The 26,011-nt window shown below is 72.2% G+C and carries 31 protein-coding genes and 1 pseudogene; 27 read left to right on the plus strand and 5 right to left on the minus strand.

What is annotated here, in order from left to right; translation table 11 throughout:
* Window positions 1–13: 13 nt before the first annotated feature.
* The 14 genes from AMK13_RS17600 (at window position 14) to AMK13_RS42895 (ending at window position 13,597) form a co-directional block, all read left to right on the plus strand.
* Entirely contained in the window at window positions 14–235 is a 222-nt protein-coding gene (locus AMK13_RS17600) for a hypothetical protein (RefSeq protein ID WP_074003043.1), read from the plus strand.
* On the plus strand, window positions 235–1,398 hold the full coding sequence (locus AMK13_RS17605; protein WP_074003044.1) for a DnaB-like helicase N-terminal domain-containing protein: 1,164 nt from the start codon (window positions 235–237) through the stop codon (window positions 1,396–1,398). The genes AMK13_RS17600 and AMK13_RS17605 overlap by 1 nt, the downstream gene beginning before the upstream one ends.
* The gene (locus AMK13_RS17610) at window positions 1,395–1,976 is read left to right on the plus strand and encodes a hypothetical protein (protein WP_074003045.1); all 582 of its coding nucleotides are present in this window, start codon (window positions 1,395–1,397) and stop codon (window positions 1,974–1,976) included. Before AMK13_RS17605 ends, AMK13_RS17610 begins: the two co-directional genes overlap by 4 nt.
* Window positions 1,977–2,126: 150 nt before the next feature.
* Window positions 2,127–4,823: an NACHT domain-containing protein gene (locus AMK13_RS17615; protein ID WP_074003046.1), complete on the plus strand. Its 2,697-nt coding sequence runs from the start codon at window positions 2,127–2,129 to the stop codon at window positions 4,821–4,823.
* 479 nt (window positions 4,824–5,302) lie between these two features.
* On the plus strand, window positions 5,303–6,502 hold the full coding sequence (locus tag AMK13_RS17620) for an MFS transporter (RefSeq protein WP_074003047.1): 1,200 nt from the start codon (window positions 5,303–5,305) through the stop codon (window positions 6,500–6,502).
* 28 nt (window positions 6,503–6,530) lie between these two features.
* Window positions 6,531–7,244, plus strand: a complete 714-nt coding sequence (locus tag AMK13_RS17625) for an HAD family hydrolase (protein ID WP_074003048.1) — start codon at window positions 6,531–6,533, stop codon at window positions 7,242–7,244.
* Window positions 7,245–7,382: 138 nt separating this feature from the next.
* Window positions 7,383–7,973 carry a DUF4913 domain-containing protein gene (locus AMK13_RS17630; RefSeq protein ID WP_074003049.1) on the plus strand — a complete coding sequence of 197 codons (591 nt, stop codon included), beginning with the start codon at window positions 7,383–7,385 and terminating at the stop codon, window positions 7,971–7,973.
* Window positions 7,970–8,722 (plus strand): hypothetical protein, encoded by a 753-nt coding sequence (locus AMK13_RS42890; protein WP_074003050.1) that lies wholly within the window; start codon window positions 7,970–7,972, stop codon window positions 8,720–8,722. The genes AMK13_RS17630 and AMK13_RS42890 overlap by 4 nt, the downstream gene beginning before the upstream one ends.
* A complete protein-coding gene (locus AMK13_RS17640; RefSeq protein WP_074003051.1) occupies window positions 8,719–9,210 on the plus strand; it encodes a hypothetical protein in 492 nt (163 codons plus the stop codon). Before AMK13_RS42890 ends, AMK13_RS17640 begins: the two co-directional genes overlap by 4 nt.
* Complete coding sequence (locus AMK13_RS17645; RefSeq protein WP_074003052.1) at window positions 9,210–9,860, plus strand: hypothetical protein; 651 nt, start codon at window positions 9,210–9,212, stop codon at window positions 9,858–9,860. The genes AMK13_RS17640 and AMK13_RS17645 overlap by 1 nt, the downstream gene beginning before the upstream one ends.
* A 633-nt stretch (window positions 9,861–10,493) precedes the next feature.
* On the plus strand, window positions 10,494–11,306 hold the full coding sequence (locus tag AMK13_RS17655; protein WP_074003054.1) for a winged helix-turn-helix transcriptional regulator: 813 nt from the start codon (window positions 10,494–10,496) through the stop codon (window positions 11,304–11,306).
* A 120-nt stretch (window positions 11,307–11,426) separates the two neighbouring features.
* Window positions 11,427–12,224 carry a DUF317 domain-containing protein gene (locus tag AMK13_RS17660; RefSeq protein ID WP_074003055.1) on the plus strand — a complete coding sequence of 266 codons (798 nt, stop codon included), beginning with the start codon at window positions 11,427–11,429 and terminating at the stop codon, window positions 12,222–12,224.
* 14 nt (window positions 12,225–12,238) lie between these two features.
* The gene (locus AMK13_RS17665; protein ID WP_079272242.1) at window positions 12,239–13,087 is read left to right on the plus strand and encodes a DUF317 domain-containing protein; all 849 of its coding nucleotides are present in this window, start codon (window positions 12,239–12,241) and stop codon (window positions 13,085–13,087) included.
* A gap of 24 nt (window positions 13,088–13,111) precedes the next feature.
* Window positions 13,112–13,597, plus strand: a complete 486-nt coding sequence (locus tag AMK13_RS42895) for a hypothetical protein (protein WP_074003056.1) — start codon at window positions 13,112–13,114, stop codon at window positions 13,595–13,597.
* A gap of 7 nt (window positions 13,598–13,604) precedes the next feature.
* On the opposite strand, the gene AMK13_RS17675 is transcribed toward AMK13_RS42895, so the two are convergent.
* Window positions 13,605–13,868, minus strand: a complete 264-nt coding sequence (locus AMK13_RS17675; RefSeq protein WP_074003057.1) for a hypothetical protein — start codon at window positions 13,866–13,868, stop codon at window positions 13,605–13,607.
* A 156-nt stretch (window positions 13,869–14,024) separates the two neighbouring features.
* On the opposite strand from AMK13_RS17675, the gene AMK13_RS17680 reads away from it, so the two are divergent.
* From AMK13_RS17680 to AMK13_RS45950, 9 genes are all read left to right on the plus strand, one after another.
* Window positions 14,025–14,420: a DUF317 domain-containing protein gene (locus tag AMK13_RS17680; RefSeq protein WP_198959374.1), complete on the plus strand. Its 396-nt coding sequence runs from the start codon at window positions 14,025–14,027 to the stop codon at window positions 14,418–14,420.
* A 26-nt stretch (window positions 14,421–14,446) separates the two neighbouring features.
* Entirely contained in the window at window positions 14,447–14,791 is a 345-nt protein-coding gene (locus AMK13_RS17685) for a hypothetical protein (RefSeq protein ID WP_074003058.1), read from the plus strand.
* Window positions 14,792–14,951: 160 nt separating this feature from the next.
* Window positions 14,952–15,194: a MarR family transcriptional regulator gene (locus AMK13_RS17690; protein ID WP_158077715.1), complete on the plus strand. Its 243-nt coding sequence runs from the start codon at window positions 14,952–14,954 to the stop codon at window positions 15,192–15,194.
* Between the two features lie 55 nt (window positions 15,195–15,249).
* Window positions 15,250–15,597: a hypothetical protein gene (locus AMK13_RS17695; RefSeq protein WP_074003060.1), complete on the plus strand. Its 348-nt coding sequence runs from the start codon at window positions 15,250–15,252 to the stop codon at window positions 15,595–15,597.
* A gap of 56 nt (window positions 15,598–15,653) precedes the next feature.
* On the plus strand, window positions 15,654–15,866 hold the full coding sequence (locus AMK13_RS17700) for a hypothetical protein (RefSeq protein ID WP_074003061.1): 213 nt from the start codon (window positions 15,654–15,656) through the stop codon (window positions 15,864–15,866).
* On the plus strand, window positions 15,805–16,284 hold the full coding sequence (locus AMK13_RS44930) for a hypothetical protein (protein WP_241852922.1): 480 nt from the start codon (window positions 15,805–15,807) through the stop codon (window positions 16,282–16,284). The genes AMK13_RS17700 and AMK13_RS44930 overlap by 62 nt, the downstream gene beginning before the upstream one ends.
* Before the next feature lie 335 nt (window positions 16,285–16,619).
* Complete coding sequence (locus tag AMK13_RS17715) at window positions 16,620–16,820, plus strand: hypothetical protein (RefSeq protein WP_074003062.1); 201 nt, start codon at window positions 16,620–16,622, stop codon at window positions 16,818–16,820.
* Window positions 16,821–16,857: 37 nt separating this feature from the next.
* Window positions 16,858–17,211, plus strand: a complete 354-nt coding sequence (locus tag AMK13_RS42900) for a hypothetical protein (RefSeq protein ID WP_143204563.1) — start codon at window positions 16,858–16,860, stop codon at window positions 17,209–17,211.
* 264 nt (window positions 17,212–17,475) lie between these two features.
* Entirely contained in the window at window positions 17,476–18,630 is a 1,155-nt protein-coding gene (locus tag AMK13_RS45950) for a hypothetical protein (protein ID WP_158077716.1), read from the plus strand.
* A gap of 449 nt (window positions 18,631–19,079) precedes the next feature.
* Here AMK13_RS45950 and AMK13_RS17730 read toward each other — a convergent pair whose 3' ends face one another.
* Entirely contained in the window at window positions 19,080–19,961 is an 882-nt protein-coding gene (locus AMK13_RS17730) for a helix-turn-helix transcriptional regulator (protein WP_074003065.1), read from the minus strand.
* A 107-nt stretch (window positions 19,962–20,068) separates the two neighbouring features.
* Here AMK13_RS17730 and AMK13_RS46310 point away from each other — a divergent pair, with 107 nt between their 5' ends.
* From AMK13_RS46310 to AMK13_RS17750, 4 genes and pseudogenes are all read left to right on the plus strand, one after another.
* Window positions 20,069–21,268 (plus strand): MFS transporter, encoded by a 1,200-nt coding sequence (locus AMK13_RS46310; protein WP_074003066.1) that lies wholly within the window; start codon window positions 20,069–20,071, stop codon window positions 21,266–21,268.
* Window positions 21,172–21,378: pseudogene (locus tag AMK13_RS44945) on the plus strand (MFS transporter); the annotation flags it as partial. The gene AMK13_RS46310 and the pseudogene AMK13_RS44945, both read left to right, overlap by 97 nt.
* Window positions 21,379–21,460: 82 nt before the next feature.
* Entirely contained in the window at window positions 21,461–22,495 is a 1,035-nt protein-coding gene (locus AMK13_RS17745) for a zinc-binding dehydrogenase (protein ID WP_074003067.1), read from the plus strand.
* A gap of 68 nt (window positions 22,496–22,563) precedes the next feature.
* Window positions 22,564–23,415: an aldo/keto reductase gene (locus AMK13_RS17750; protein ID WP_074003290.1), complete on the plus strand. Its 852-nt coding sequence runs from the start codon at window positions 22,564–22,566 to the stop codon at window positions 23,413–23,415.
* A 75-nt stretch (window positions 23,416–23,490) separates the two neighbouring features.
* On the opposite strand, the gene AMK13_RS17755 is transcribed toward AMK13_RS17750, so the two are convergent.
* From AMK13_RS17755 to AMK13_RS17765, 3 genes are read right to left on the minus strand one after another with little or no spacing between them, the layout of a single operon-like run.
* On the minus strand, window positions 23,491–23,904 hold the full coding sequence (locus tag AMK13_RS17755) for a (R)-mandelonitrile lyase (RefSeq protein WP_074003068.1): 414 nt from the start codon (window positions 23,902–23,904) through the stop codon (window positions 23,491–23,493).
* Window positions 23,905–23,944: 40 nt separating this feature from the next.
* On the minus strand, window positions 23,945–24,712 hold the full coding sequence (locus tag AMK13_RS17760) for a glucose 1-dehydrogenase (RefSeq protein ID WP_074003069.1): 768 nt from the start codon (window positions 24,710–24,712) through the stop codon (window positions 23,945–23,947).
* A gap of 28 nt (window positions 24,713–24,740) precedes the next feature.
* Entirely contained in the window at window positions 24,741–26,006 is a 1,266-nt protein-coding gene (locus tag AMK13_RS17765; protein WP_079272243.1) for an MFS transporter, read from the minus strand.
* Window positions 26,007–26,011 lie beyond the last annotated feature (5 nt).

Consider the following 26,011-nt stretch of genomic DNA (forward strand, 5'->3'; position numbering starts at 1 on the left):
CCGGGAGTTCTGCATGTCCGATCCGAACGCCGTCAAGCGCCCGCGCGTATCGGCTCCGCTGTCTGGGGCGCCGGTGTTCCGGCGCGGGGGCCACTGGTGGCTGGTCACCGGGGCCGGTTCCCTTCTCGCCTCCGATCCCGTGTTCACGGGTGAGCTGGACCGGTTCGCCGCTGCCAGGGCCGCCGCCGACCGCGAGGTCACCCGTCTGCGGGCCGAGGGCGACGGGGCAGCGTGATGGACCCGCTGCTCACGGGGGAGCAGGCCGTGCTCGGCGCGGTGCTGCTCGATCCGCGCCAGCTCGATCGCCTGGGCTGGCTGGAGCCGCGCGACTTCTACCGCCCGGCCCACCAAGCCCTGTTCGGCGCTCTGCGCACCCTCGGTGGTGCCGGGCACCCCGCGCTCGCCGCCGGGGGTGCCGTGCCGCTGGCCTGGTTGAACGACAGCCTCGCCGAAGCCGGTCGGCACGTCCAAGGTCTCACCGCCTCCTACCCGCATGCCCTGATCGCGGCCTGTCCGCGCCCGGCCAACGCGCCGGTCTACGGCCGGATGGTGCTCGAAGGCTCCATCCACCGCACCGTCGCCGAGCATGCCGCCCGCCTGCTCGCGGTCGCTGAGGAGGGCGCCCGGCAGCACGAGGCCGACGGCACGGTCGCCCAATCCGACGTCCTGGTGGGCGTCCTGGTCGACCTCGCCCGGCGTTGGGGAACCCCGCCGAGGCCGCAGGGCCCTGCCGTGCCGCCGGCCGTCGTCGCTGCCGCACCTGCGGCGGGCCAGATCGAGGACGAGCGGTTCCTGCTCGCGCTGCTCGTCCACCAGGACGGGGCGATCGGCGAGGTGTTCGGCTGGCTGCGGCCCGGCGACTTCGCCGACCGGGGCCACGGCCACCTCTACCGCTGCCTCGGGGCGCTCCACCACCGGGGGGAGCCGATCGACCCGGTCACCGCGCTGTGGGAAGTGCAGCGGCGGGGCCTGCTCGCCAACGGCACCCTCACCGGCGAACGCCTCTCCGCCGTGCTCGGCAACGGCGCGGCCGGCTCGGCCGAGTGGCTCGGCGAGCAGCTCCTGCGCGGCTCCCTCAACCGCACCGCGGCCGTCGCAGCCCGGCAGATCGCCGCTCAGGCCGACGGCGACCGGCTCGCCCCCGGTCAGCTCATCGGCCAGGCGCTGCATGCGCTCGGCCCGGTCGATCAGGTGCGGGAGCGCTGGCGCACGGCCACCTCCCCGCCGGACTCGCAACCGCGGCCGCGCGCCGACCAGACCGCCCGCGTCAGCGCCGCGCTCGCCCGCAGCCCCACCCGAGCCGCCGGCCGCACGATGCCCGGTGCCGCCTCCGCCCGAATCCCGTGCGTGGTCACTGCCCCCACTGTCCCCACCCGCCCCCACCGGAGCTCCTCGTGAACACCCCCGTCAGCGAATCCCTCGCCCTGCAGTCCCTGGCCCTTCGCGTCAAAGCACAGGAGGCGAAGCTGCCCGCCGTGACCAGCCCGCCGGCCCGGCTCGCCGAAGCCTCCTCCGTCGGTCGGCAGATCACCGAACTCGGCCACCTGATCGCCGAGATCGGTCAGGCCATCGAAGCGCGGGTGGCCGTGGAGCCCGTCCCCGAGCATGTTCTGCGCACGGCCTGGACCTACGGCGAGGTCGCCGACCGGATGGGCCAGACCGTCTCCGCCCTGGGCGCGGCCACCGACCAGCTGGCGACGGTCGCCCACCTCGATCCCCTGCGCGGCCGGCCCGACGTCGACCAGGCCCTGGCAACCGCCGGCCAGGTCATCAAGGAAGCGGTCTCGACCGCTCACAGCGAGTTGGCGGAGGCCCAGCGGTCCATCCGGACGACGGTCTCGATCATCGATGGACAACAGGCTCGGGTCGAAGCCGCCCGAGCCCGCTCGGCCCACGTTCCCTCGCAATCCACGCCGTTCGCTCAGGCTTCCGTCGTGGCAGCGCCTGTGTCCCTGTCTCTTGTACGCTCGCGCTGAACTCCCGGCCGGTCCCGCCGGACTCAACACGGCTTCTTGTCACCTATGGGACAAGCATCGGAGCGCGGGAGCTGATCGCGACCGGTAGACCGCAGCTTGGGGCTCCAGCAGGCAGACTGGGCAACACCACCTATCGACGAACGGGGGCCGATGGCCATCAAGGACCCGGACCGGAAGATTCTCTGGGGCAGGTCCGGGAACGAGTGCGCGTTCCCGGACTGCCGCCAGAGGCTCACCGACGACGTGGGCGCCGATCCCGACTCGCGGAACCCGGTCGTGCTCGGGGAAGAGGCACACATCGTTGCCAGGGAGGACGACGGACCGAGGGGCGATCCCGGCCTCCCGCTCTCGGACCGGAACTCGTACACCAACCTCATACTGCTCTGCCCTACGCATCACACGCTGATCGACAAGGAGCACGGGCGCCACTTCCCCGTCAATGACCTCCTGGCCATGAAGCGTGCGCACGAGGACGCCATCGACCGGCGACGGGAACCCTCGGATGGGACGCCGGAGGAGTGGCACAGGCGGGACGCCCTGCTCGCCGGCCTATCCGCCAGTCGAGGCCGACTCATCACTCGCTGGATCGCAGTGGGGTTGACTCCCGAACAAGCCGAGGGCCTGGCCAACGACGATGAGATCGGTGTGTGTCAGAACTTCACCCAGTTCCACATCGGGCGCAAATTCGCGATTCTGACAGGCGACTTCGGCTCTGGCAAGACCGTCGCCCTGGAACGGGAGTACCAAAAGGCGGCGGTCCGGGCCATCGACGACCCCGATGCGCCACTACCGATCCACTTCACGGCTAGGTCAGCCGGACCCGACCTTCTGCGGGCGCTCGACGAACGGCTCACACGCATTCCCAGCAAGCACCATCAGGTGACGGTGTTCCTCGACGGCTTGGACGAGTTCGGAGCCGAACGCACGGCCGAAGTTATCGACGAACTCTGGTCCTGGCTCTACAGCGCATCTGGCCGGAAGGTCTTGGCCACCAGCCGCCCGGACCCCAACCTCCGCGCCGACTTCTTCACCCTGCCTGCACTCTCGGATGCCGAGCTCCAGGAACTCCTCGATCGTGTGGAGGCACCAGAGGACCTGGCGTGGCATTCCAACGCTGATATCCGCGACGCTCTGCACCGCCCGCTCTTCGCGCTGATCGCTGCCGACTGCCATCGGTCCGGATCCGAGGTACCGCATTCGCGAGGAGCGTTCCTTGCCGCCCTCGTCGAACGGGCTCTCACCCGGTCCGCAGGCCTTGGTCTTGAGACATACACCCTACTCGCCCGACTCGGCCGTCTCACCCTGGACGCCGGAGGATCCATCGCGGCCAGCGAGGCTGGCAACAGGGAGGATCTGCAGAGCCTTGTTCGGACCCGTTTGGTCGTCCACCGAAACCGCACGCTCTCCTTCGCTCTCCCAGTACTGGGACAGTATTTCGGTGGCCAGTACATCCTGGACAACGGTCTACCGGAACTCTCGGGATTCACGCCACAGCGCCGGGACCGGTGGAGAGACGCTCTTACGTTCGCCGTCTCCAACGGATCGTGGGACCGGGTGACGGCCCTACTCCGCGACCTCACGGCAGTCGACCCCGGTCTGGCCTCGTGGATCATCGACAAGGCCGTTCCAAAGAACCCCCTCGCGTCGACGGCGGCCCTTCCCGAGGATCTCGAATGCGCCCGGCGCCTGTCCACGACGCTTGACAACTGGCTCAGCGGACTCGGTCACGCAGCATCTCTGCTCAGCTGTTCAGACGAAGCCGGACGTGGCCTGCCTATCGGGGTCGGATCAGACGCCGGTAGTTCCAATATCGGCGTCATGTTCGCCGCTCCCGTAGTACCTGCAGACCGGCAGCGCTTCTTCGCAGTCACCGCACGGCCAGACCTAGAACGTGGCGAGATAGCGGGCTACAGAATCCTCTCGCTCCGACCAGCGACCGTCCCTTCTGATGTCCCCGCCTGGCCGTGGCAATTGTCTCTGTCCTGGGTGAAGGCGAGCATGGCGCAAGTGCTCACGCACCGAGCCTTTCCCTTGCCCGAGAACGTGACTGCTGTCCAGGAACGAACTTGGAACATCGCCAGGCTACTGACCGGGAAGGTCGGCTTCGGGTCACGCCTCCCCATCCCGCTCACCGATGTCATCTCGGCGGTCGACGAGATCTTCCGGGAGACGCCGAACATCGCCCTGGTCCGATTTCGAGGTGGCGCTGTCGTACTGCGGTCGGAGCTGGCGAGGCTCCGCGACCAGTGCGTCGGCCAGCGTCTCCTGATCACTCGTGACGGAATGATCCATTGTCCATACCCCGTGCCGGACGTCCCAGGGCCTGACAGGACCTCATGTGATGTCTCTGCTGCCTACAGCCCTGATGTACTGATCGACATGGTCAGACAGGTCTACTCCGGCGCGCTGTCCATCTACGAGAGCATCGTCACGGAGTACCTGTCGCCTATTCGACGGACCCTGCAACTCGGCGGCGCGCTGCCGGTGCGGTTCGCCTGCAAGATCAGCTGGCCTCCTATCGGGACCGACCGGGTAGATATGGGGCCCCTTCTCTTGCGTACCGTCCTCCCGCTGACACCTGGTTCCACGTCCCAGGTCGATGTAACGGAGGTGGAAGACGTCAGCGCCGAGACCGACTATTGGCCCGACTGGTTCGGATCCATCGATAGCCACGCCGAGTTTCGCCGCCTTCGCCCCGAAGCGGCTGCCTGGTCCGGGCGAAGCACCGTCCACGAGGTCCTGTGGATATTTGGGGAGAGCCCGGCTACGACTCTTGCCTACAACTGGCTCTCAGCAGACCTCAGAGCGATCGGGCTCTCCGATTCGGTCAACATGTCTTTCGGCTAAATCTCTTGTTGCAAAAGGCCCAGGCTGGATAGGTAGGGGTGTGGCCCGACCTGCTGGCCATACGTTTCGGATTCGATTGCACAAGTAGGCGGCGTCCTGCACCGCGTGGTGCAGGACGCCGTCTTTCTCTTGGCAGTCATGGAGGACCTTTCAGGTCTTCATGCCGATGAACATGGGATCAATACGGACTCGGGTTGGGTAGCCGCCGTTGCGGAAGTCGGCCGACCCAACTCGCCGCTCTGGACAACGGAGTTGGGTTCCAGCAGGCCGTCCACTCCCCAGAGCAACGGGCTCCGCCTTCTCCCAGAGCGCCGTGTCCGACTACGAGGCTTCTATCTCATTCTTGCGGCCGTACCAAATCCCGGAATCCGCGGACTCTTCTCTCCGCAGCCGCACCGAACCGAGGGCTGTCATGCCTGCGCATGCCCCGGTCCGGCGCGCCCGCGCGCCGCCGGCCGTACGACCGAAGGACCTTCTCCTTGAGCACCACCACCGCCTGCGGCCCTGCCCAGGACAGCGGATACCGCGCTGTCCTGGGCTCGCCGCACGTCACCCGCCTGCTCGGCGGCACCCTGATCGGCCGCCTGCCCACCGGCATGGCACCGATCGCGATCCTGCTGCTGGTGCGCGCCGAGCACGGCCCGCTCGCCCTGGCCGGAGCCCTCGGCGCCCTGTACGGCCTCGCCTCCGCGCTCGGGCAGCCGCTGCTCGGACGCCTGGTCGACCGCCACGGCCAGACCAAGGTCCTCGTCGCTGCCACGGCCACGGCGAGCACGGCGTTCCTGCTGCTGCCGTGCACCGGCCCGACGCGCCACCCGGTGCTCGCCGCGCTCACCGTGGTGGCGGCGGGGCTGGCGACGCCGCCGCTGGAGGCAGGCCTCCGGGCACTGTGGCCGGTGCTGCTGCCCGACGCCGGGCACCAGCGCACCGCGCTCTCGCTGGACAGCAGCACCCAGGGCCTGGTGTTCGTCGCGGGTCCGCTGCTGGCCACCGGCTTCGCGGCCGGTGCCGGAGCGACCACCGCGCTGGTGGCGACCGCGGCGCTCGGCCTGCTCGGTACCGGCCTGGTCGTCACCGCCCGCCCCTCCCGCGCCTGGACGCCGGCCGAGTTCACCGAGGCGGTTCACTGGACGGGTCCGCTGCGCGTGCCGGGTCTTCGGGTGCTGTTCGCCGCGCTGATCGGCACCGGTGTCGCGCTCGGCGCGGTCAACGTCCTGGCGCTGTCTGCCGCCGAGCGCCACCACGCCGGGTGGCTGGCCGGGGTGATGCCGGCCGCGCTGTCCATCGGCAGCATGCTCGGCGGCCTCGCCTACGGCCGCCACGCCTGGCCCGGTGCCCCCGCCAAGCACCTGGTCGCCGCGTCGATCGGCTTCGCCGCCGGGTGGCTGTCGCTGCTGCCCGACCCCGCGCCCGCCGTCGCCGTCCTGGGCGCCGTACTGCCCGGCACCTTCCTCGCGCCGCTGCTGACCGCCGCGTTCCTCACCGTCGACCGGCTCGCTCCCGAAGGCGAAGCGACCGAGGCGTTCGCCTGGCTGATCGCCTGCATCGGCGTCGGCCAGGCCACCGGCACCGCCCTCGCCTCCACCTTCGGCCCGCAGTTGCTCGCGCTCGTCCCGCTCGCCGGGGCCGGTGCCGCGCTGTGGCTGCTGCACCGCTTCAACGACCGCCTCTCCTCCTGACCACCACGCTCATCCCGAAGGACTCGCCGTGGACACCTCCCTCTTCGCCGCCGCAACTCCCGCCACCCGCATACACCTGGTCTGGGACTGGAACGGAACGGTCAAGGACGATCTCGACGACCACGTCGCCGCGCTGAACGCGACGCTGCCCGCCCTCGGCGGTGCCCCGGTCGACCGGGAGACCTACCGGGCCAAGCACACCGTCCCGATCCCCAACTTCTATGCCCGCTTGCTCGGCCGCACGATCACCGAGCAGGAGTGGATCTCCAGCGACAACGCCTTCCTGGCCCACCTGCGCGCCCAGCCGGTGCGCGTGCGCGACGGCGCGACCGAGCTGATGACCGCCCTGCACGAGGCCGGCCACACCCAGTCGCTGCTGTCGCTGTGCCCGCACGACACCCTGGTCCGCGAGGTCGAGCAGGCCGGCATCGGGCACTTCTTCACCCGGCACGAGGGCCGCACCGGACCCTCCGGCGGGACCAAGGCCGCCCCGCTCGCCGCCCACCTGCAGGCCCTCGGCCTCACCGACCGGGCTCACCGGGTGCTGCTGGTCGGCGACGCCGTCGACGACGCCACCGCCGCCCACGCCAACGGCGCGCACGCCGTGCTGCACACCGGCGGACTACACCACCCCGCCAAGCTCGCCGCCTCCGGCCACCCGCTCACCGACACCCTCGCCGATGCCGTCGCCCTCGGCCTGCGCCTCGTCCAGGGCCACAGCACCCAACTGGCCTGCGCCTAGCACCGATCGGCGGCCGGACCAAGCCGCCGCTCCTGCGGACCATCTCCCTCAACGACTGCTTCACCGGAGCCCTGCCGTGACCCGAAGAAGACCTTCCGACCCCGACCTCCCCGTCCGTCCGAACCTCCTGGATGTGCCATGTCCGAGTCCGATCCGCTGCCGGGCGCCTCCGAGCCCGAGCCGATCCGCATCCCCGACGAGGACCTCGACGACCTCGTCAGCGCCCTGAACCGCACCATGGCCGAGGTCCGCCAGCACGGCGTGATCCTCGACCGTCTCGGCTCCGAACCCGACGACGAGACAGGGCCCGGCTCCATCGAGCCGGACCCCGGCAGCGAGGACGCGCCCGAGGCCGCTCCGCCGCTGTTCATCCTCGCGATGGGCGGCGCCCAGTACGCCGCCGAGCTGGCCGAGCTCTCGTTCTGGGTCACCCACATCCTGCTGCCCGTCTACGGCCGGGAGATCGGCTCCACCCGTCCCTGGTGCGCGAAGTGGCACGAGCACCCGGAGGCCGTCGCCCGCCTCCACGCGCTGTGGCTGGCCTGGCAGCAGCTGACCGCCGCCGAGGCCGGCCAGGGCGGCCCTTCGACGTGGCATCGCGACCACCTCGACCACGCCATCGCCCAACTCCGCTCCCCGGACGGCCCGTTCGCCGCGTGCACCACGAGCCCCTCCCGGCCGGCCCACCGCATCCTGTCGACCCCCGACCAGCTGGGACTCGCCGCATGAAGGACACCGACTTCCGGCTCGACGACTTCGAACCCTCCGACGAGCACACTGCCGAACTGTACGACTCCACTTGGGTCAGCGACTTCAAGACGATCTCCCAGCACGATGTGGGCGACCGCAGTTTCATCATCGCCTTCGATGCCTCGGCCACCTGGGGCTACCCCAACATGCCCAACATCGCCTCCTTCGATCTCGTGCGCGACAGCAGCCAGGCGATCTTCAGCATGCACAGGTCCAAGCACGCCACCTTCTCGTTCGCGCAGAACTGGCTCGTCAACCGCGGCTGCCCTCCGGACGCGCTCGCGCCGACCATCGACGTCGCCAAGCCCGCCGACGAGCTGACCGTCCAGGTCGAGGACCGCATCCGGCGCTCGGGCGAGGGCCTTGCGGTCGTCGACTACCAGGTCATCGACGGGTCCGACGTCGAGGGCTGGAGCATCGCCGTCGACCGCCAGGACAAGGAGCTGCCCGTCCGGCTGTTCCTGGAAACGCTCCAGCCCGACCAGTACACCTACACGGTGCGCGAGGGGGCGTTCGCCAACCACGCCGCCGCCGAGAACTGGCTGGAGCAGCGCTCCACTCCGCTGCCCGACGCGCCGGAGTACCGCCTCGATGCAGCGGCCCTGCGTACCCGCGCCGCCCTCGCCCGCAGCACCACCGCCCCGGCCGCCGTCACCGCCACCGACGTTCTCGCCGCCGCGCCCGCAGCCGTAGCCGTCGCACAGCCCGATCGGGGGCGGTCGCTGTGAGCCGCGCGAAGTTCGGATTCTCCGCCCACCCCGACGCCATTGCCGACCTGCGCCAACTCCCCGACGCCGTCCGCGACCAGGCGTTGCTGCACCTGCAGGACCTCGTGCACGGCGAGCGCGTCGCCAAGCGCCTCGACGGCCGACTGGAGGGCTGCCACAAGATCTACCTCGGCGTCGGCGACCAGTGGGCAAGCCACCGCCTGGTCGTGCAGTTCCGCGACGCCCCGCCGGCTTCGAAGCACGCACGCGAGGTCCACCTCGTCGCCGCCGGCCCACGGCTGGACTACGCGGTCTACCGCTCCGCCCAGAACCGCCTGGGCCGCACCGGCCTCAACCTCCCCGCCGGCCTCAGCCCCGCCGAGGACGCCCGGGTGCGCGCCGCCCGCGCCCGCTCCACACGCCCGGCACCCGCGGCTGCTCCCGGCGCCGCCTACACCACCACCTCCCCCGGCTACGCCACCACCCCCGCTGCCCGAAAGGCCCGATGATGACCACCACCCCCACCCACGCGGAACTCGCCACCTGGCTCGTCGCGGCCGCCGAAGCCGTCTCCGGCATCGTCACCACCCAGCACTCCACCCCGCTCTCCCGCTCCTACCTCCACCCCGTCCTCAGCCCCCTCACCGCCGGGCCTGAGGTGCTCACGGCCCTCGCGAACCGCATGGAGGACCTGCTCGACGAGGAGCTGCCGACCACCCCGGCCACCCTGTTCACCCTGGCCTCCTACGCCTCCGCCCTGGGCTGGCTCACCGAGTCGCTCTCCGAACTGACGCAGGCCGTCGACGTCCTGGCCACCATGGCCGGCCTTCCGCCGCTCCCCGGTACCGCGCCCACCGTCCCCGGGGAGCTGGAGGGCTTCGACCTCTCCGGCTACACCCCTCGCGACCAGGAGACGGTCACCGCCCTGGCGGCCGAAGCCGCGCTCCCGCCCGGCCTCTACCTCCAGGTCCTGGGCCGGGCCGAGGGCGCCGCCTCGGACTTCACCGACGCCTGCATGGAGATCGTCGGCGCCTTGACCGAGGACGCCCACGAGCTCCTCAAGGAGTCGGTCAGCTTCGTTCGCCTGGGCGGCAACGGCCCGGACAGCCTGCCCACCCTGGTCCGTTCCCTCATCGCCCGGATGGAGACGACCGAGTGAACCCGCGCGACCAGTTGGCGAAGCCCGCCGCGCACCGCGTCTACGAGCGGCTCGGTGTGGACGACGTCTGGACCCTGCTGCGGCGCGACCCCGAGGAGAGCCCCGAGGCCAGCCTCGCTTGGTACCTCGCCGCGTCCGTCACCGCCATCGACGGCGTCCACCGCGAGCTGACCGCCGCCGCGAAGACGGCCGTCGAGACGCTGTCGCCCGTCGAGCGCGGCGAGTACGCCGGGCAGCCCACGGACGAACAGGGCACCCCACGCAGGGCGTTGCGCGAGGTGCAGCTCGGGGATCTGTGGATGCGCGAGAACGTGCTCTGCGGCAAGGAGGTCATCCACGGCAACGGCCGCGAAGCGCCGGTCGAGGCCGAGACCGTCGAGCCGCTGGTCGCCGCTGGCCTGATCGCGGCCGACACCGCAACGGACGCCGCCCGGGTGGGGCGCATGGTCTCGCTCACCCCGGTGGGCCGGAAGGCGTTGGAAGCCTCCCCTGCCGCCCGCCTGCGCGAGGCCGCCGCCCTCTACCGCAGCGCGGCCCCGCCGCTGCCCCTCCAGCCGCCTCCGCACCGCTTGCCGCTTCCCCGGCGCGGACCTCGTCCTCCGCCCGCACGCGCTGACCAGGAGTCCCCCGACCATGCCCGCCCAGCCGACCACCACCATGACCACCGCCGACGCGACACGCGTGGAGAGCGTCCTGCGCCAACTGGCCCCGAAGTGGACCACGCACCTCGTCCACACGATCGCCAAGTACGGCCCGGAGATGCGCGTACGCGACATCGCCCACCACCACCCGGCGGTCAACCAGCCGTACGTCAGCAAACGCCTCGCCGCCATGGCGGACGCCGGTCTACTGAACCGCGACAACGCCTTCGACCGCTGGGCCCCGTACCGGCTCAGCGTCGGCGCACGGACGCTCGGCCCGCTCTACCGCACGGTCGCCCAATGGTCCTCCGAACACCTCGACCACGCACCGCAGGGCCGGTCCGACCGGATCGAGGACGCCCTGCGCCGTCTGCACCTGGTGGACACCACCGAGGTGGTCCGGCTGCTCTCGGAACACGGGAGCACGCGGGTGAGCCACCTCGGGGAGCGCGTCGGCGTCTCCGAGCAACTCATCGCCACCCGGCTCAACCGCATGCAGGCCGACGGCCTGGTCGCCCGCACCGGCTCCCGACACGGCGACCCCTACATCCTGACCGACGCCGGTCGCGCCCTCGCCCCCGTGTACACCGCCGTGCAGCAGTGGGACAACCGGCACTCGGCCGCCCCGGCCGTTCGGGTGCCGGCCGCCACCCGGACCCTCATCACCGGAGCGGACACCGTACGAACCGCGGCGGCACTGCGGCGAAGCCCCGCCCCCACCAATCTCTTCAGCCACGCCCCCGCCCCACAGCCCCGCGTCCCCACAGCGGTGACAGCGGCTTCCCGCCCCTCCCGCGGGCGGTGACCGCCGTGAACACCCGCCCCAGAACCCCTCCCCCATCTCCGACTCCCCTCTCCGCACACCGCCGCACCCGTCCTCGCCCCCGACGGCGTGCGGGCCCGCTCCCCGTTCAGGATCCTCCCGGTGCTCTCCACCTCCCTCTTGCTCGTCCACCCGCTTCGTCTCGCCGGCCCCGGTGACCAACGGCTCATCATCGACGCGCTCAACGCCTCCCCCAGCTGGGGCCGAGACCGCTCGTCCGACGGAACGCTCCGCTTCACCAGCCCCTGCCGAACCGCCGTCATCACCGGCGGACCTGCGACCGGCCGCCCTGGCGCCTGGACCGTCCACGGCTACCGCTCGCCCGGCTCCGCCCCGCTGTGGCGTGCGTCGTTCGCGCCCGGCACGCCCGCCGAGATCACCGCCGCCTTCATGACCACCCTCGTCCACGGCCTGAGCAGCGGCCACCGCGACTTCCTGCACGGCGGCCCCCACCACCTCCCGCGAACCCCCGCCTCCGTCCTCGCCGACCGCGGCTGGCGGCCCGACCAGAGCCCCCCGGGCTTCCACGACCAGGTCTCACCCGACCTGACCGCCGTCTACCGGCACCGCGTGGGCCACCAGCCGCCCGACGCCGAAGCCGCTGGCCGGACCCCGCCGGCCTGGAGCATGCTCGCGGGCAACCTGCGAAACCCCTCCTGGCGTGCAGACTTCACCATCGGCGTGCCTTTCTACCCCCTCGTCCGCGCCACTCTCCTCGTCAGCTCACCCGCACCCGTGGAGCGGCAACGCTGCGACATCCCCGCCCACCACCTGCCCCACCTCACCGCCCGGCCACCCTCCGAAGCCGCCGGCGCCCACCCGGCACCCCGCAGTCGGTCGGCCGCGCCCGCCACCCCGTCCGCCGCCCGACCCGTGCCCACCGCCGCACGCCGCCGCTGACCCTGGACGATCCAATGTCGTACACCCCCGAGAAGCCCTTCGAGTACCGGATCATCCCCCGCTACCTCGCCAACGGGGACGCCAACGGCTCCCCGGCCATCCAGCGCCTCCTGGACGCCGGCTGGGCCCTCAGCAGGGACGAGCTGGCGAACACCTTCGTCACCGCGCCGGACCTGCGGGCCCGCCTGGCCTTCCTGCCCGAGGGCGAGGACTCGACGCTGTGGAAGATCAGCGCGGGGTCGGACGCCTTCGCCCCACCGCAGTGGCTGGTCACCTTCGACAACCGCACACCACCCGAGGTCGTCGAGGACTTCACCGCCGCGCTCGCCGCCGCCTACACGCAGGGCCCCGAGGCCTACCTGGGCGACGGCGGCCGAACCTCCGGAGCCGCCACCACCCTCCGGCTCCTGGCCGACGGCTGGCGCCTGGACCCCGCCACCCCGTTCCTGAGCTACCAGTCGCCCGACCGCCTCATCCAGCTCCACCGGCGGGACGACCCGCTGCGGCACGAAGCCGAGATGGCCGCCGACACCGAGCGCTGGCTGTTCGAGGTCGGCCCGGCCCGAGGCATCTGGTACGCCACCGCCTCCTCGCGCCTGCCCGAGCACCTGCTCCAGACCCTCACCACTGCCGTCACCGACCCCGTCCCGGTCCACCGGTACATGCGGCGCGTCGACCTGGAGCACCTGCCCGCCGTCGCCACCGCGACGCCGACGGCGCCCAGCCCCCTGGAGGTAGCGCGCGTCCGGGCAGCCACCTCCCGCTCGCTCTCCGTTCCCCGCACCGCGCCGTCCGCGCTCGCCTACAGCACCGCCACCCGCCCTCCGGCGCCCCCGGCCGCGTCTGCCGGACGCTCCCGCTGACCACCCGCACCCCGGAGGAACCCCGTGCCCAACGCCACCGCTCTGGAGCACGCCGACACGATGATCGAGAAGGCCTGGGGCCAGCCGATCGCCGAATTGGAGAAGGCCGCGATCCGCCGCCCCGTCGAGGACCCCTTGCTGCGCGCGGCCATGCACATCAGGGGCTACCTCACCGTGGTCTCCAACTCCGTTGCCGTGCACCAAGAACGGCTGCACGCACTCACCCAGCCCGGTCACGTCCCCGCCTTCTACGACCTCGACCGGATCACGGAGTCGGCGAGTGCCCTGCGGACCGCCCACGCCGAGAGCAACACTGCCCTGCAGGCAATCCGCCACGTCGTCGACGCCCGCGAACTCGCCCTACAGGCCCAGCACGGTCCCGACGCCGAGCGCGTGAAGGCCGCCAGCGCGCGCAGCACGCACGCTCCGCGCCCGCTGGCTCTTCCCGCAGAGCGGCCCGCCCCACCAGCCGCAGCCGCTCCGGCTGCCGCGACCGCGAACCGGCGGTAGTGGCCGGTCAGTCTGCGGCACGGTCGTGGTGGGCGCCCGGGTCAGCGGCGCCCACCACGCGCGCCAGTTCCTCCAGCGTCAGCTCCACGCGTCGGCCGTCCACCAGCCGGGCCCGCGCCGCTTCGGCCTGCGCCCGCTCGGCACGGCTCGTCGTGCTCACGGCCCACTGGCCGTCGGCGATCATGGCGATGTCGCCTCTCGTCCATGCCCGGCCCGCGCTGCGGATCTTGCGCTCCAGCGCCGCTATGTCGCGACCTCTGCTTGGCTCCAACGCCGTTTCCCCCTTCAGACCTGCGTACGGCCCCGCGCCGTAGCCCCGCTACAGCACCGAGCCCTGCCGATCCATTCCCGCGTCGGTTCGCCGACGGCAGACCGGTAGCCGCCGGAAACGACTACGAGCTTCGGCCGGTCGCATGTCAACGTACTCATGTCGCCGAAACCGCAGGTCAACGAAGGGATCCGGCCCTATGAGCACGTCCGGAAGCCTCCTACCCGCCCCGTCCGCCCCGTCCGCCCCGCCGTCCAGGAGCGCGGCTGGCTTTCCTCCGACCACAGCGCGGAGCCGGTCCTCGCCCTGCTCGACGGCCTCGGCTGGGCCATCGTGGACACCCCCGGGGCCAACCTTCACTGCACCAGCCCGGACGGGCGGGTCTACGTCGGCTGGCTGCCCGAGGACCCCGGTTCCTGGCACCGCGGCATCGTCTGGCGTGCGCAGGTCCGTCCCACCGACGCCGCCGCCTGGACCCAGGAGTTCGGCGTCCACACACCCTCCGAGGCCGTCGCCGGATTCCTCGCCGCGCTCGTCGCCAACCCGACCCGCTGACCCAACACCCCTGAACGGAGCACCAATTGGCCACACCCCGACTGGACCGCGCTATCGTCCACGGCACACCCCGCGACCCGCTCGGCCTCGCCGTACAGGACAGCCGAATCGTCTGTGCCGACAGCTTCTGCCTCTCGGTGATCGCCCCCGACCCCGTCGACGTCTTCCTGCTGCCCGCCCTGACCCTGGAGGTCGGCTTCCCCACCTTCCGTCCCGAACCGTGGGACACCTGGCGCACCTACCTCGACCCGGGGTCCGAGGAGGATGACCCCACCGAGGCCGTGTACCTGTACGTCCCCGGCGCCCTGGTCCGGGACCTGATCGAATCCCACGGCGGCGAAGCCCGGCTCCTTCCCAGCCAACGCAGCTGACCGGCGGCTCCCACCATCGACTTCGCCGAAGGGCACCACCCTGACGATCACCATCGATCTCACCCGCATCCCCGGCCCGGCCATCGCCGTGCTCGGCCTGGCCAACGCCTTCTCCGTCCCAACCGGGTCAGCCACGTTCGTGCTCAGCCTCGCCCTCAGCTTGAGCGGCCTGCTGCTGACCTTCGACGACGTCCACGAGGACGGCCTACGCCGGGACACGCTGGTCGTCGCCCACCTCGCCAAGAGACCCGGCGGCGCCCGCGTCGGCCAGATCGGCACCGCCCTCGGCCTGCGCAACCACGCGGTCGCCAGATCGCTCGACCGCCTGGTCACCGACGGCCTGGTGGCGCTCGAAGCCGAGGGCGAGCCGCTGGCCCTGCGCTCCTATCGCCTCGCCGACTGATCACCCGCGCCCCGAAGGAGGCACCACGAGTACCCACCACGTCGACTTCCACCCAGTGGTCGTCACCGCCACCACCGAGCACTGCGCGAGCCGCCGCATCCTCACAAGTCCCCACCTGCGGATCGTCCGCGCCGACCAGGTCCGGCCCGACGACCTGATCGTCTCCGCCTTCCAACCCTCCGTGCCCGGCCGCCTTGCCCGGGCCGACTACTTCGCCTCTGGCCCCTACCCGGCCCGTCCCGGGCCCTACCACCCGGGCTGCGGCTGCGGAGTGTGCGGCCTGCCGAAGGTCCAAGGCCCGAACGGCACCGTCGTCCTCACCACCGGCTACCCGTGGGACACCTGCGACCCGTGGCCCGCCGACGACCTCCTCCTCATCCGGCCCCGCCTCCACCTTTCGTGACCACCACCGCTGTCGCTTCACCCGCTCACCGCATCGTCCATTCCTGGAGAACCGCCATGCCCCAGTACCTCACCGTCGGCCACCTGGTCGCCAAGCTCCAGGCCCTCGACCCGAACCTTCGGGTCCGCCTCGCCGTGAACCCCGACTGGCCCTTCGCCCACTACGTCGGCACGGACGTCGTCGTCCAGAACGGCATCGCCTACATCAGTGAGGACGGCCAAGAGGACTACCTCCCGTCCGACGTCCGCGACCAGCTCGCCTGGGCCTGACCCTCGCCGCCGACCGAAGGAGAGCCCTATCCCCACCGGCTACCGCCCCCACCGCCCCCGCCCGCTCGACCGCTTCGCCCTCCACCCCGTACCACCGTGGGCAAGCGGAGCACTCGTCCACAGCGTCCCCGCCCATACCAGCCACCCGATCAAGGTCCTCTGGGTCCCGAACACCGCGCCCCGGCTCCCCTTCGGCCGCATCCTCCTGCGCTGGGAGCCCGCCCCCGAGGCCGGCTGGGACGTCACCGCCCGCCTCGGCCTCGCCACCACCGTGGTGCCCCTCGCCACCTGGCCCGCCGCCGGAGACGACTGGCCCCGCCTCGTCCGCCCCACCCTGCGCGAGGTCACCGGCCTGTGCTCCGCCCTCACCGTGGCGACCGCCGCACTCGAACTCGCCAACCGGCTCGCCGACTCCTGACTGCCACCGACGAAGGCCGCCCCTGCGCCGATCCGGCCGGGGCGGCCTTGCTGTACCCCCACCTACCCGCCGCTACATACACTCATCACCGGAGCAGCGAGGAAGGACAACTGCCATGGCCGCCGGCCAGCCACCCTGGGGCTACACCGAGGTCTCCGCGCACCTGGGCATCAGCGTCGGCGCCGCCCGCAAGCGCAAGAGCAGAGGTGCTCTGCCCGTCCCCGACGACGGCGTCCCGGACCGCCCGCGTTGGAGGCCCAGCACCTTCAGATCTGGAAGCCCCGTGGCCAGGGCTACCGCAGCGACCTCCACACCGACCGCACCGACGTGCCATCATGACCGGCACCCCGATGCCCTCGCCTCCGTTCCTCGCCCCGGATTCCGCCGTCCTCCAGCTGATCGTCGCCAACGCCGTGCACACCGGTGCAGCCACCGTCGAGCAGGCGATCCTGCACGCGGCCGTCGACTGCTGCTACGAGGGCCACGTTGAAGGCGAAGGCGCCTGCCCCGGCTGCGACTTCCGAGGCCGGTGGTAGCAGCGGGCCCCTGTCGGAACGAAAGGACGCCCCACCCATGACCGCTCACCCAACCCACCGTCCCGGACTACTGATCGGCCTCTGCACCGTCGCAGCGACCGGCGCTGTCACCGCCGTCCTCGGCGCCATCGACAGCCGGTACGGGGTGTGCGCTGTTGGCCTGCTCATACTGGCCGGCGGCGCACTGGCCGCGTACCGCACCGCGCTGGCGGCCGAACGCCGGACCGATGAAGCCGTCCGCGACCGTCTGCGCGCCGATCCCGGCGCCGGACCGGACGCCATCGCGGCGGACCTCGGCCTGCGCCCAGCCGCTGCACGACTCAGCCTCCACCGACTGGACGCCGCCGACCGACTTCCGTCAGCCCGCCACGGCGCTGACCCTGGAAGCTGACCGGAACGAGGCGAAGAACCGGCGTTTCTAGCGGCCCTTCGCCTCGTTCGGCTATACCGCAGAGACCGAGCCATGGTGCGCCACGCTTTTCTCACCGGTGTCAGCGCCCCGACAGCGCCCTGGCCGCTCCTGTATCCCGCCTGGCCGGGTTCCAAGAAGTCGCGCTCCGAAATGGGGCGCGATGGATCGCGGGCAGGGTGCGCGTCGGCGCTGAGCAACCGATCGGCGTAGCCGTGGAGGCGGGGAGTCTGGATGATAAGAGACATGCATACTTTCCGTAGTCGGATGACTTCTTTGAGTCGTGGCGCCGTCGGTGCTGTGGCGGTCATGTCCGTGCTGCCTTGCAGCCCGGCCGTGGCGGCCTCGCCCGTCGTTCCCGCCGCGGTGCCGCACGGCGAGCAGGCCTTCACCCCGGGGATCTACACCTTCGTGGTTCCGTCCGGGGTCACGCAGATGACCATCCGGGTCTGGGGCCGCGGCGGCGCCGGGGCGGGCGGAGGCGGCGGAGGCGGCGGCGGGGGCGGCGGTGGCGGCGGCTATTACGCGATCCTGGTCACCAGCCCGGTCATGGGCGGTGGCGGGGGCGCTGGTGGCAGCGGCGGCAGCGGGGGCGGTGGGGGCGGAAGCGGGGGCTACTCGGAGTGCACCGCCACCGTCGCAGCGGGCCAGACCTTCCGCGTCCTCGTCCCCGGATCCGGCCGCCGGAGTGTCGGTGGCGGCGGTGGAGCGGGCGGTGGCGGCGGCGCCGCAGGAACCGCCTTCGCCAGCGGCCAGACCGGTACCGCCGGCGCGGGCGGCGGCGGGGGCGGTGCCGACACCTTCATCACGCTCGCCCAGGTCTCCGGGCCCAGCGCCCGGGTCACCGCTCGCGCGGGTGGCAACGGGAGCGCCGGACGCCCGGGCCCCGGCGGCGGTGCCGGGCAAGGAGGGGAGAACGGCAAGTTCGGCGGTTCGGGCGGCGCGGGCGGTTCGGGCGGCGCTTCCGGCGGCCTCAGCGGAGTAGGCGGTGCCGGCGGCGGGGGCCGCAGCGACGCGGGGCGCTGTTCCGGCACGGGCTCGGCGTTGCCCGGCAGTTCCGGGACCACCGGCCCGGCAGGTGCCGCTGGTGCCGGCGGTGTCACCGGCGGTCAAGGCACGGCAGGTCGGCCCGGTTCGGGCGAGCTTGGCGGCGCGGGCGGCGCCGGCGGGGCGGGCGGCGCCGGGGGCGTGCCGCCGACGACGACTGTCACTCCGCCCGCCGGCACCGGTGCCGGAGGCAGCGGGGGCAACGGCGGCACCGGCGGCACGGGAGGCCAGGGAGGAAACGGCGGCGGCCCGAACCCCAACCCGAGCCCGCAGTCGGGCTTCACCGGCGCCAGCGGCACTGGCGCCCAGCAGGGCAGCCCGGGCGGCCCCGCCTACGCCCTGATCAGCTGGTAGGAGTTGCGGTTCGGGGCCGCAGCCTTGGGCCTCCGACGGCATCTCACCACGCTGGACAACCTGAAGACCCGGGACGCAGCCCTCATGGTCTGACTACCCGAGCCTCCAGGACGGGCCCGACTCCTTCAGGAACCGGGCCCGAACCGTGTGTCCTGGAACATCGGCTCCGATCGGCGCCCGACGTTTCGATCCGCACGAACGAACCTCAGCCGCCACGTTCGTCGACCTCAGCGAGGCAAGCGACCTGCGGCTCGCCACATCCACCGTCATCCCGCGGCCTTCGGCGAGACCGTCCGTACGGGCTTGGAGTCACAGGCTGGGCCGATGGAATCCCTGGTCACGGCCGTTCACGCACGGCACCGAATATTGCATCCGCTGCAATACCGCGCGTTATACCGGCAGAGAGTGCTTATTCCCGGAGTGTCGCATTCGTCCAGTGTTGGGCAATCTCACTGGGTTCTCTGCGTGGGCTGGGGGCTGTTCCAGCTGGCGAGGAGGTCGAGGGTTTCAGCGTCGCGGCTGCCGGGCGGGACGGTGCAGAGGATGAGGTAGAGGCCGTCGCCGGCAGTGAGTTGGGTGGTCTCGTAGGTGAAGGTGAGATCGCCGACGAGGGGGTGGTGGATGCGCTTGGCACCGGCGCGGTGGCGGCGGACGTCGTGGCGGGCCCATCGCTGGCGGAAGGCGTCGCCGCCGCGGATGGAGAGTTCGCCGATCAGGTCGGTGAGGGCCTTGTCGTGGGGGCTGCGTCCGGATTCGGCGCGCAGGGTGGCGACGTTCTGGTCGGCGACGGCGGCCCAGTCGGGGTAGAAGGCGGTGGCGGCGGGGTCGAGGAAGGTGAAGCGGGCTGCGTTGGCCGGGCGGGCGGGGCTGTCGAAGATGGGGGCGAACAGGGCGCGGGCGAGGGTGTTGGCGGCCAGGAGGTCGAGGCGGGCGTTGCGGATGTAGGCGGGAACGCCGCTGATCGTTTCGACGAGGTTGCGCAGGCCGGGGCGGACGGCCTGGCGGGCGGGGCGGGCCGCTCCCGCTGCGCCGATCGCCGTGGCGTTGGCGGCGCGGACAAGGTCGAAGAGGTGGGCGCGCTCGGCGTCGTCCAGCAGGAGGGTGCGGGCGATGGCGTCGAGGACGGCGTCGGTGGCGCCGCGGGCGTCGCCTCGTTCGAGGCGGGTGTAGTAGGGGACGCTGACGCCGGCGAGCTGCGCGACTTCCTCGCGGCGCAGGCCGGGGACGCGGCGGGTGCGGTCGAGCGGGGAGGGGGTGAGGCCGGCCTGCTCGGGGGTGACGCGGGCCCGGCGGGTGGTGAGGAAGTCGCGGATCTCGCTGCGTCGGTCCATGCCCTCGACACTACGGCCGCACCCCTCACGGGACACAGGCGTGGGGGTCCTTGTCAGGGTCTGCTTCACCGCCCCGCTGACGCCCGGGGCGCGGTTGTCTGGAGGGCATGACCGATCCGACCACCCGAACAGACGCCTCGATTCCCGCCACCGCTCCCGCCCACGCCCACGGCCGGCAGCCTGTCACCGGCCCGGCTCCGGTGCCGGGTGCGCGGTTCGCGCTCGGGGCGGCGCTGCTGGGGTTCTTCGTGATCACGCTGGACGCGCTGATCGTCAGCGTCGCGCTGCCCGCGATCGGCTCCGACCTGGGCGGCGGAATCAGCGGGCTGCAGTGGGTGGTGGACGGCTACACCCTGATGCTGGCCGCATTGCTGTTCTCTGCCGGGTCGGTCTCGGACCGGATCGGCGCGAAGCGGGCGTTCGGCCTCGGCCTGGTGCTGTTCCTACCGGCGTCGACCGTGTGCGGGCTGGCACCGACGCTGGGGGTGCTGGTGGCGGCCCGGCTCGTACAGGGCGCGGGGGCAGCGGTGATGATGCCGGCTACCCTGGCGCTGATCCGCGAGGCGTTCCCCGACGCCGAGCGGCGCACCCGGGCGCTGGCGCTGTGGGCGGTGGGCGGGTCGGTGGGCTCCGCCGCTGGCCCGCTGGTCGGCGGGGCGTTGGCCGGGTGGGACTGGCGGTGGATCTTCTTCATCAACCTACCCGTCGGCCTGCTGGCACTCGTGCTGCTGGGCCGCGCGCCCTCCTCCCCGCGGCGGTCGGTGCCGTTCGACGTGGTCGGCCAGGTCGCCGCAGTGGCGGCGCTGGGCGCGCTCACCTACGCGCTGATCGAGGGCGGCCAGGCCGGGTTCGGCAGCGCCCGGATCGTGGGGGCGCTGGTGCTCGCGGTGGCGGCGGCCGTGTTCCTGGTCCGCCAAGCGCGGGGGCGGGCACCGATGATGCCGCTGGACCTGTTCCGCTCCCGCCCGGTGGTGGCCTCGCTGGTGGCCGGGTTCGCGCTGAACGTCGGCTTCTATGGGGTGACGTTCCTGTTCAGCCTGTACTTCCAGACCTTCCGGGGCATGTCGGCGGCCGTCGCGGGCCTGCTGTTCCTGCCGATGACGCTGCAGAGCGTGGGCGTGTCCTTCGTCCCGAAGCGGCGGCCACCCTCCGCTTCGGCGCCAAGGCCACGATGGTCGCCGGGCAGGTGGCGATGGGTGCCGGGCTGGTGGTGCTGTGCCTGCTGCCGGCCACCGTGCCGGTGTGGGTGGTCGCGCTGGCGCTGGTGCCGGTGTCGTTCGGCGGCACGCTGGCGGTCCCCGCGATGACCGGCCTGATGCTGGGCTCCGTCCCGGCCGAGCGGGCCGGGCTGGCCTCCGGCGTGCTGAACACCCTCCGCCAGGTCGGCGGGACCGTGGCCGTCGCCGTCTACGGCGCCCTCGTCACCGCTGGCCCCTTCACCGCCGGCATGCGCACCGGCTTGATCGCCGCCGCCGGCCTGCTCAAGGAGATTTGGACCCATGCGAGCAACCGTGCTGTACGGAGCCGGAGACGTGCGTGTCGAGAACGTGCCCGACCCGGTGATCAAGAACCCCACCGACGCGATCGTGCGGGTGCTGCGAGCCGCGGTCTGCGGCAGCGACCTGCACCCCTACCGCTCCGCCCCCGCCAGCGGCACCGGCCGGCAGATGGGCCACGAGTTCCTCGGCACTGTCGAGGACGTCGGCCCCGAGGTGACCGGCCTCAAACGCGGCGACCTGGTGCTGTCCCCGTTCACCTACGCGGACAACACCTGCTGGTGGTGCGAGCACGGCCTGCAGACCTCCTGCCCGCACGGCGGCCGGTACGGCTTCGACGGCGTCGACGGCGGCCAGGGCGAGGCCGTGCGCGTCCCGCAGGCCGACGGCACCCTCGTCAAGATCCCCGCCGCCGTAGACGAGGCGCTGCTGCCCTCCCTGCTGACGCTCACCGACGTGTTCTGCACCGGCCACCACGCCGCCGTCACCGCCCAGGTGAGCCCCGGCAGCAGCATCGCGGTCGTCGGGGACGGCGCGGTCGGCCTGTGCGCGGTCCTCGCAGCCCGGCGCCTGGGCGCCGAGCAGGTGATCCTTATGGGCCGCCACACCGACCGCACCGACCTCGGTGTCGAGTTCGGCGCCACCGGCGTCGTCCTCGCCACCGGCGACGAGGGCGCCGAGCAGGTACGGCAGCTGACCGTCGGCCGCGGCGCGGACGCCGTCCTGGAGTGCGTCGGCTCGATGCAGACCCTCACCACCTCCTTCGCCGCTGTCCGCGACGGCGGCGTGATCAGCCGCGTCGGCGTCCCCTGCTACACCGACGGGCCGATCGGCATGGAAATGATCATGCGGAACATCACCCTGACCGGCGGCGTCGACCCCGCCCGCCACTACATCGACCAGGTTCTGCCCGACGTCCTGGACGGCACGATCCGGCCCGGCCGCGTCTTCGATCGCACCTTCCCGATCGAGCAGGCCCCGGACGCCTATCGCGCCATGGCCGACCGGCACGTCCTCAAGGCCCTCCTCACCCCCTGACCACGCGCTCCCGGACGCACTCTGTCCGGCGACCGGCGACACACCCCGCACAGCGAAGGAAGAACACCGTGCAGCACGTCACCCTGAACAACGGCGTCGAGATGCCGATCCTCGGCTTCGGCGTCTACCAGATCCCCGCCCACCAGACCGAGCAGGCCGTCACCGACGCCCTCGCGGCCGGCTACCGCCTGCTGGACACCGCCGCCGCCTACGGCAACGAGGAGGCCGTCGGCCACGCGATCAAGAACAGCGGCATCCCGCGCGAGGAGCTGTTCGTCACCACGAAGCTGTGGGTCCAGGACGCCCCCGCCCAGGACAACACCCGCCGCGCGCTGGGGACCTCCCTGGCCAAGCTGGGCCTGGACCACGTCGACCTGTACCTGATGCACCAGCCCTACGGCGACGTCTACGGTCAGTGGCGCGCCATGGAGGCCGCGAACCGCGAGGGCCTTGCGCGGGCAATCGGCGTCGCCAACTTCTACCCCGACCGGCTCTTGGACCTGATCCTCAACAACGAGACCGCCCCGGCCGTCAACCAGATCGAGACCCACCCCTTCTTTCAGCGGACCGCCGACCAGGCCCTGATGGGCGAGCACGGGGTGCAGCACCAGGCGTGGGGCGGCTTCGCCGAAGGCAAGAACGACCTGTTCACCCACCCCGTCCTCGCCGGCATCGGCGAGGCGCACGGCAAGTCGGTCGCCCAGGTCGTGCTGCGCTGGCTGGTCCAGCGCGACATCGTCACCATCCCCAAGTCCGTCAACCCCGACCGGATGGCGCAGAACATCGACGTCTTCGACTTCGCCCTCACCGACGAGGAGCTGGCGCAGATCGCGGCTCTCGACACCGGCAAGACCCTGTTCTTCGACCACCACGACCCTGAGATGGTCGCCTGGCTCAGCAAGCGCCGTCTGGAGAGCTGATACCGACTGGGGCACGGGCCTGGGCGAGGTGCCCCGTCGCCGGCCTGTCAGGGCGGCCTGGCGGCGGGGTGCCCGCTACCGCTGGCGAGTGCGGGGGCCGTTGTACTGCTGGTCGGTGACGGGTTCGGCCCAGGTGGTCTCGGGGGTGCCGTCGGCGGTGGCCTCCCACATGGCGATGTGCTCCATGAAGCGGTCGGGGGCGGCGCCGTGCCAGTGCTCCTCGCCGGGCGGGCAACTGACCGTCTCGCCGGGGCGGGCCTCGAAGAGGGTGCCGTCGCGGGTGCCGATCAGGGCGGTGCCGGAGACGACGTGCAAGGTCTGGCCGACGGCGTGAGCATGCCAGTGGGTGCGGGCACCGGGGGCGAAGCGGACCAGGTTGGCGCGCATCCGGGAGGGTTCCTGCCCGGCGACGATGACGTCCCACCAGACGTCTCCGGTGAACCAGTCGGCGGGGGCCTTGCTGGTGGGCTGGGGCTGGACGAGTTCCATGGCGGTCGGCCTTTCTCAGGTGTTGGCAGTGCTCGGGGGTTCAGCGGGCGACGTAGCCGCCGTCGACGGGCAGGGCGACGCCGACGACGAAGCTCGCGCCGGGGCTGCACAGCCATAGGACGGCCTGGGCGATCTCCTCGGCGGTGCCGAGCCGGCCGATGGGCTGGTTCGCCTCGGCTTCGGCGCGGTCGAGCTCACCGTTGGCGATCATGTCCTGGACCATCGGGGTGTCGATGGTGCCGGGGCAGATCGCGTTGATGCGGATCCCGCGGGGGGCGTATTCGAGGGCGGCGCTGCCGGTCGGGCCGATCACGCCGTGCTTGGAGGAGTGGTAGGAGGCGCGGCCGGGGATGCCGACCAGGCCGCCGAGGGAGGAGCAGTTGACGATCGCGCCGCTGCCCTGGGCGCGCATGTGGCGCAGCTCGTGCTTCATGCTCGCCCAGATGCCGCGCAGGTTGACGGCGTGGACGCGGTCGAAGATCTCGGCGTCCTCGTCGGCGGCGTCGGCGGGCGGGATCTGGATGCCGGCGTTGTTGTAGGCCGCATCGAGGCGGCCGAAGGTGGCGACGGTGCGGTCGACGGCGGCGGCGACCTGCTGCTCGTCGGTGACGTCGCAGGGCAGGGCCAGGACCTGGTGGCCCTGGTCTGCCAGTTCGCGGGCGGCCTGGTGGAGGGCGGGCCGGTCGAGGTCGGCGAGGGCGACGGCCGCGCCGGCGGCGGCGAAGGCGCGGGCGGTGTCCAGGCCCATCCCGGAGGAGGCGCCGGTGACGAAGGCGACCTGGCCGGTGAAGTCGTAGACGGGGTTCATCGCGGTGTTCTCCCAACAGGTTCGGGGTTCACCGGCCGACGGGGATCTGTGTGCCGGCGGCGTGCGGGGCGGCCGGTGGCGGCACGGAGCCGGTCCGTGGGGCGGGGCCCGGTGCGGGCCGGGCGGCTCCGCGAAGGGCGAGGGCGGCCAGCGGCAGGAGGGTGAGGGCAGCGAGGATGCCGCCGACGAGGGCGGGTCCGGTCAGGCCAAGGCCGGTGCCGAGGGCGTGGCCGGCGAGTGCGGAGCCGGCGGCGATGCCGGTGTTGTAGGCGGAGGTGGTCAGGGCGGAGGTGAGGATGGGGGCGTCGCCGGCGAAGCGGACGGCCAGCGAGGTGACGACGGGGTTGACGGCGAAGCCGGTCAGGGCCATGAGGAAGACCAGGGCGACGGCCGTCGCCGGGTTGGTGGACAACGGGACGAGCAGCAGCAGGACGGCCGCGGTGGCCGCGGCGGCGGTGATCGTGGTGGCCATGGGGCGGCGGTCGCCGAGCCGCCCGCCGATGGTGTTGCCGCCGAGCGCGCCGGCGCCGAAGGCGACCAGCACCAGCGGCACGGCGTTCTCCGGGATGCCGGCGCGGCCGGTCAGCAGCGGCGTGATGTACGTGTAGGTGGCCAGGACGCCGCCCATGATCAGGACGGCGGCGGCCAGTGCCAACCACAGCCTGCCCTGCCGCAGTGCCCGGACCTCGGCACGCGCCGACACCTCGGCCCGGTGCCCGGTGTCGGGGACGAGGCGGCCCACGGTCGAGGCGGCGAGGGCGGCGAGGACGGCCAGGGCCCAGAAGGGACCGCGCCAGCCGGTGGCCTGCCCGACGACGGACCCGAGGGGAACGCCGACGACGTTGGCCAGGGTCAGGCCGCCCATCATGGCGCCCACCGCGCGGATGGAGCGGCCGGGGCCCGCCGCTTCGGTGGCGATGACGAAGCCGACGGCCCAGAACGCGCCGGTGGCCAGCGCGGTGACGAGGCGGGCGGCGAGAACGACGGTGAAGTCGGTGCTGAGGGCAGCGACGACGTGGCCGAGCGCAAAGACGGCCAGGGCGAGGACCAGGGTCCGCCGCCGGGGCAGGCGCAGGGTGGCCAGGGCCATGGTCGGGCCGCCGGCGATCATGCCGACGGCGAAGGCGGTGATCAGCAGTCCGGCATGGGAGACACCGACGCCGAGGTCACCGGCGATCTCCGGGAGGAGCCCGGCGACGACGAACTCGGTGGTGCCCATCAGGAAGGTGCCGGCGGCGAGCACCCACACGACGAAGGGGAGCTTGCCGGTGGCGGGGCCGACGGGGCGGGGCATACGGG

The sequence above is a fragment of the Streptomyces sp. CB02056 genome (assembly GCF_001905545.1).
Taxonomy (GTDB): domain Bacteria; phylum Actinomycetota; class Actinomycetes; order Streptomycetales; family Streptomycetaceae; genus Kitasatospora.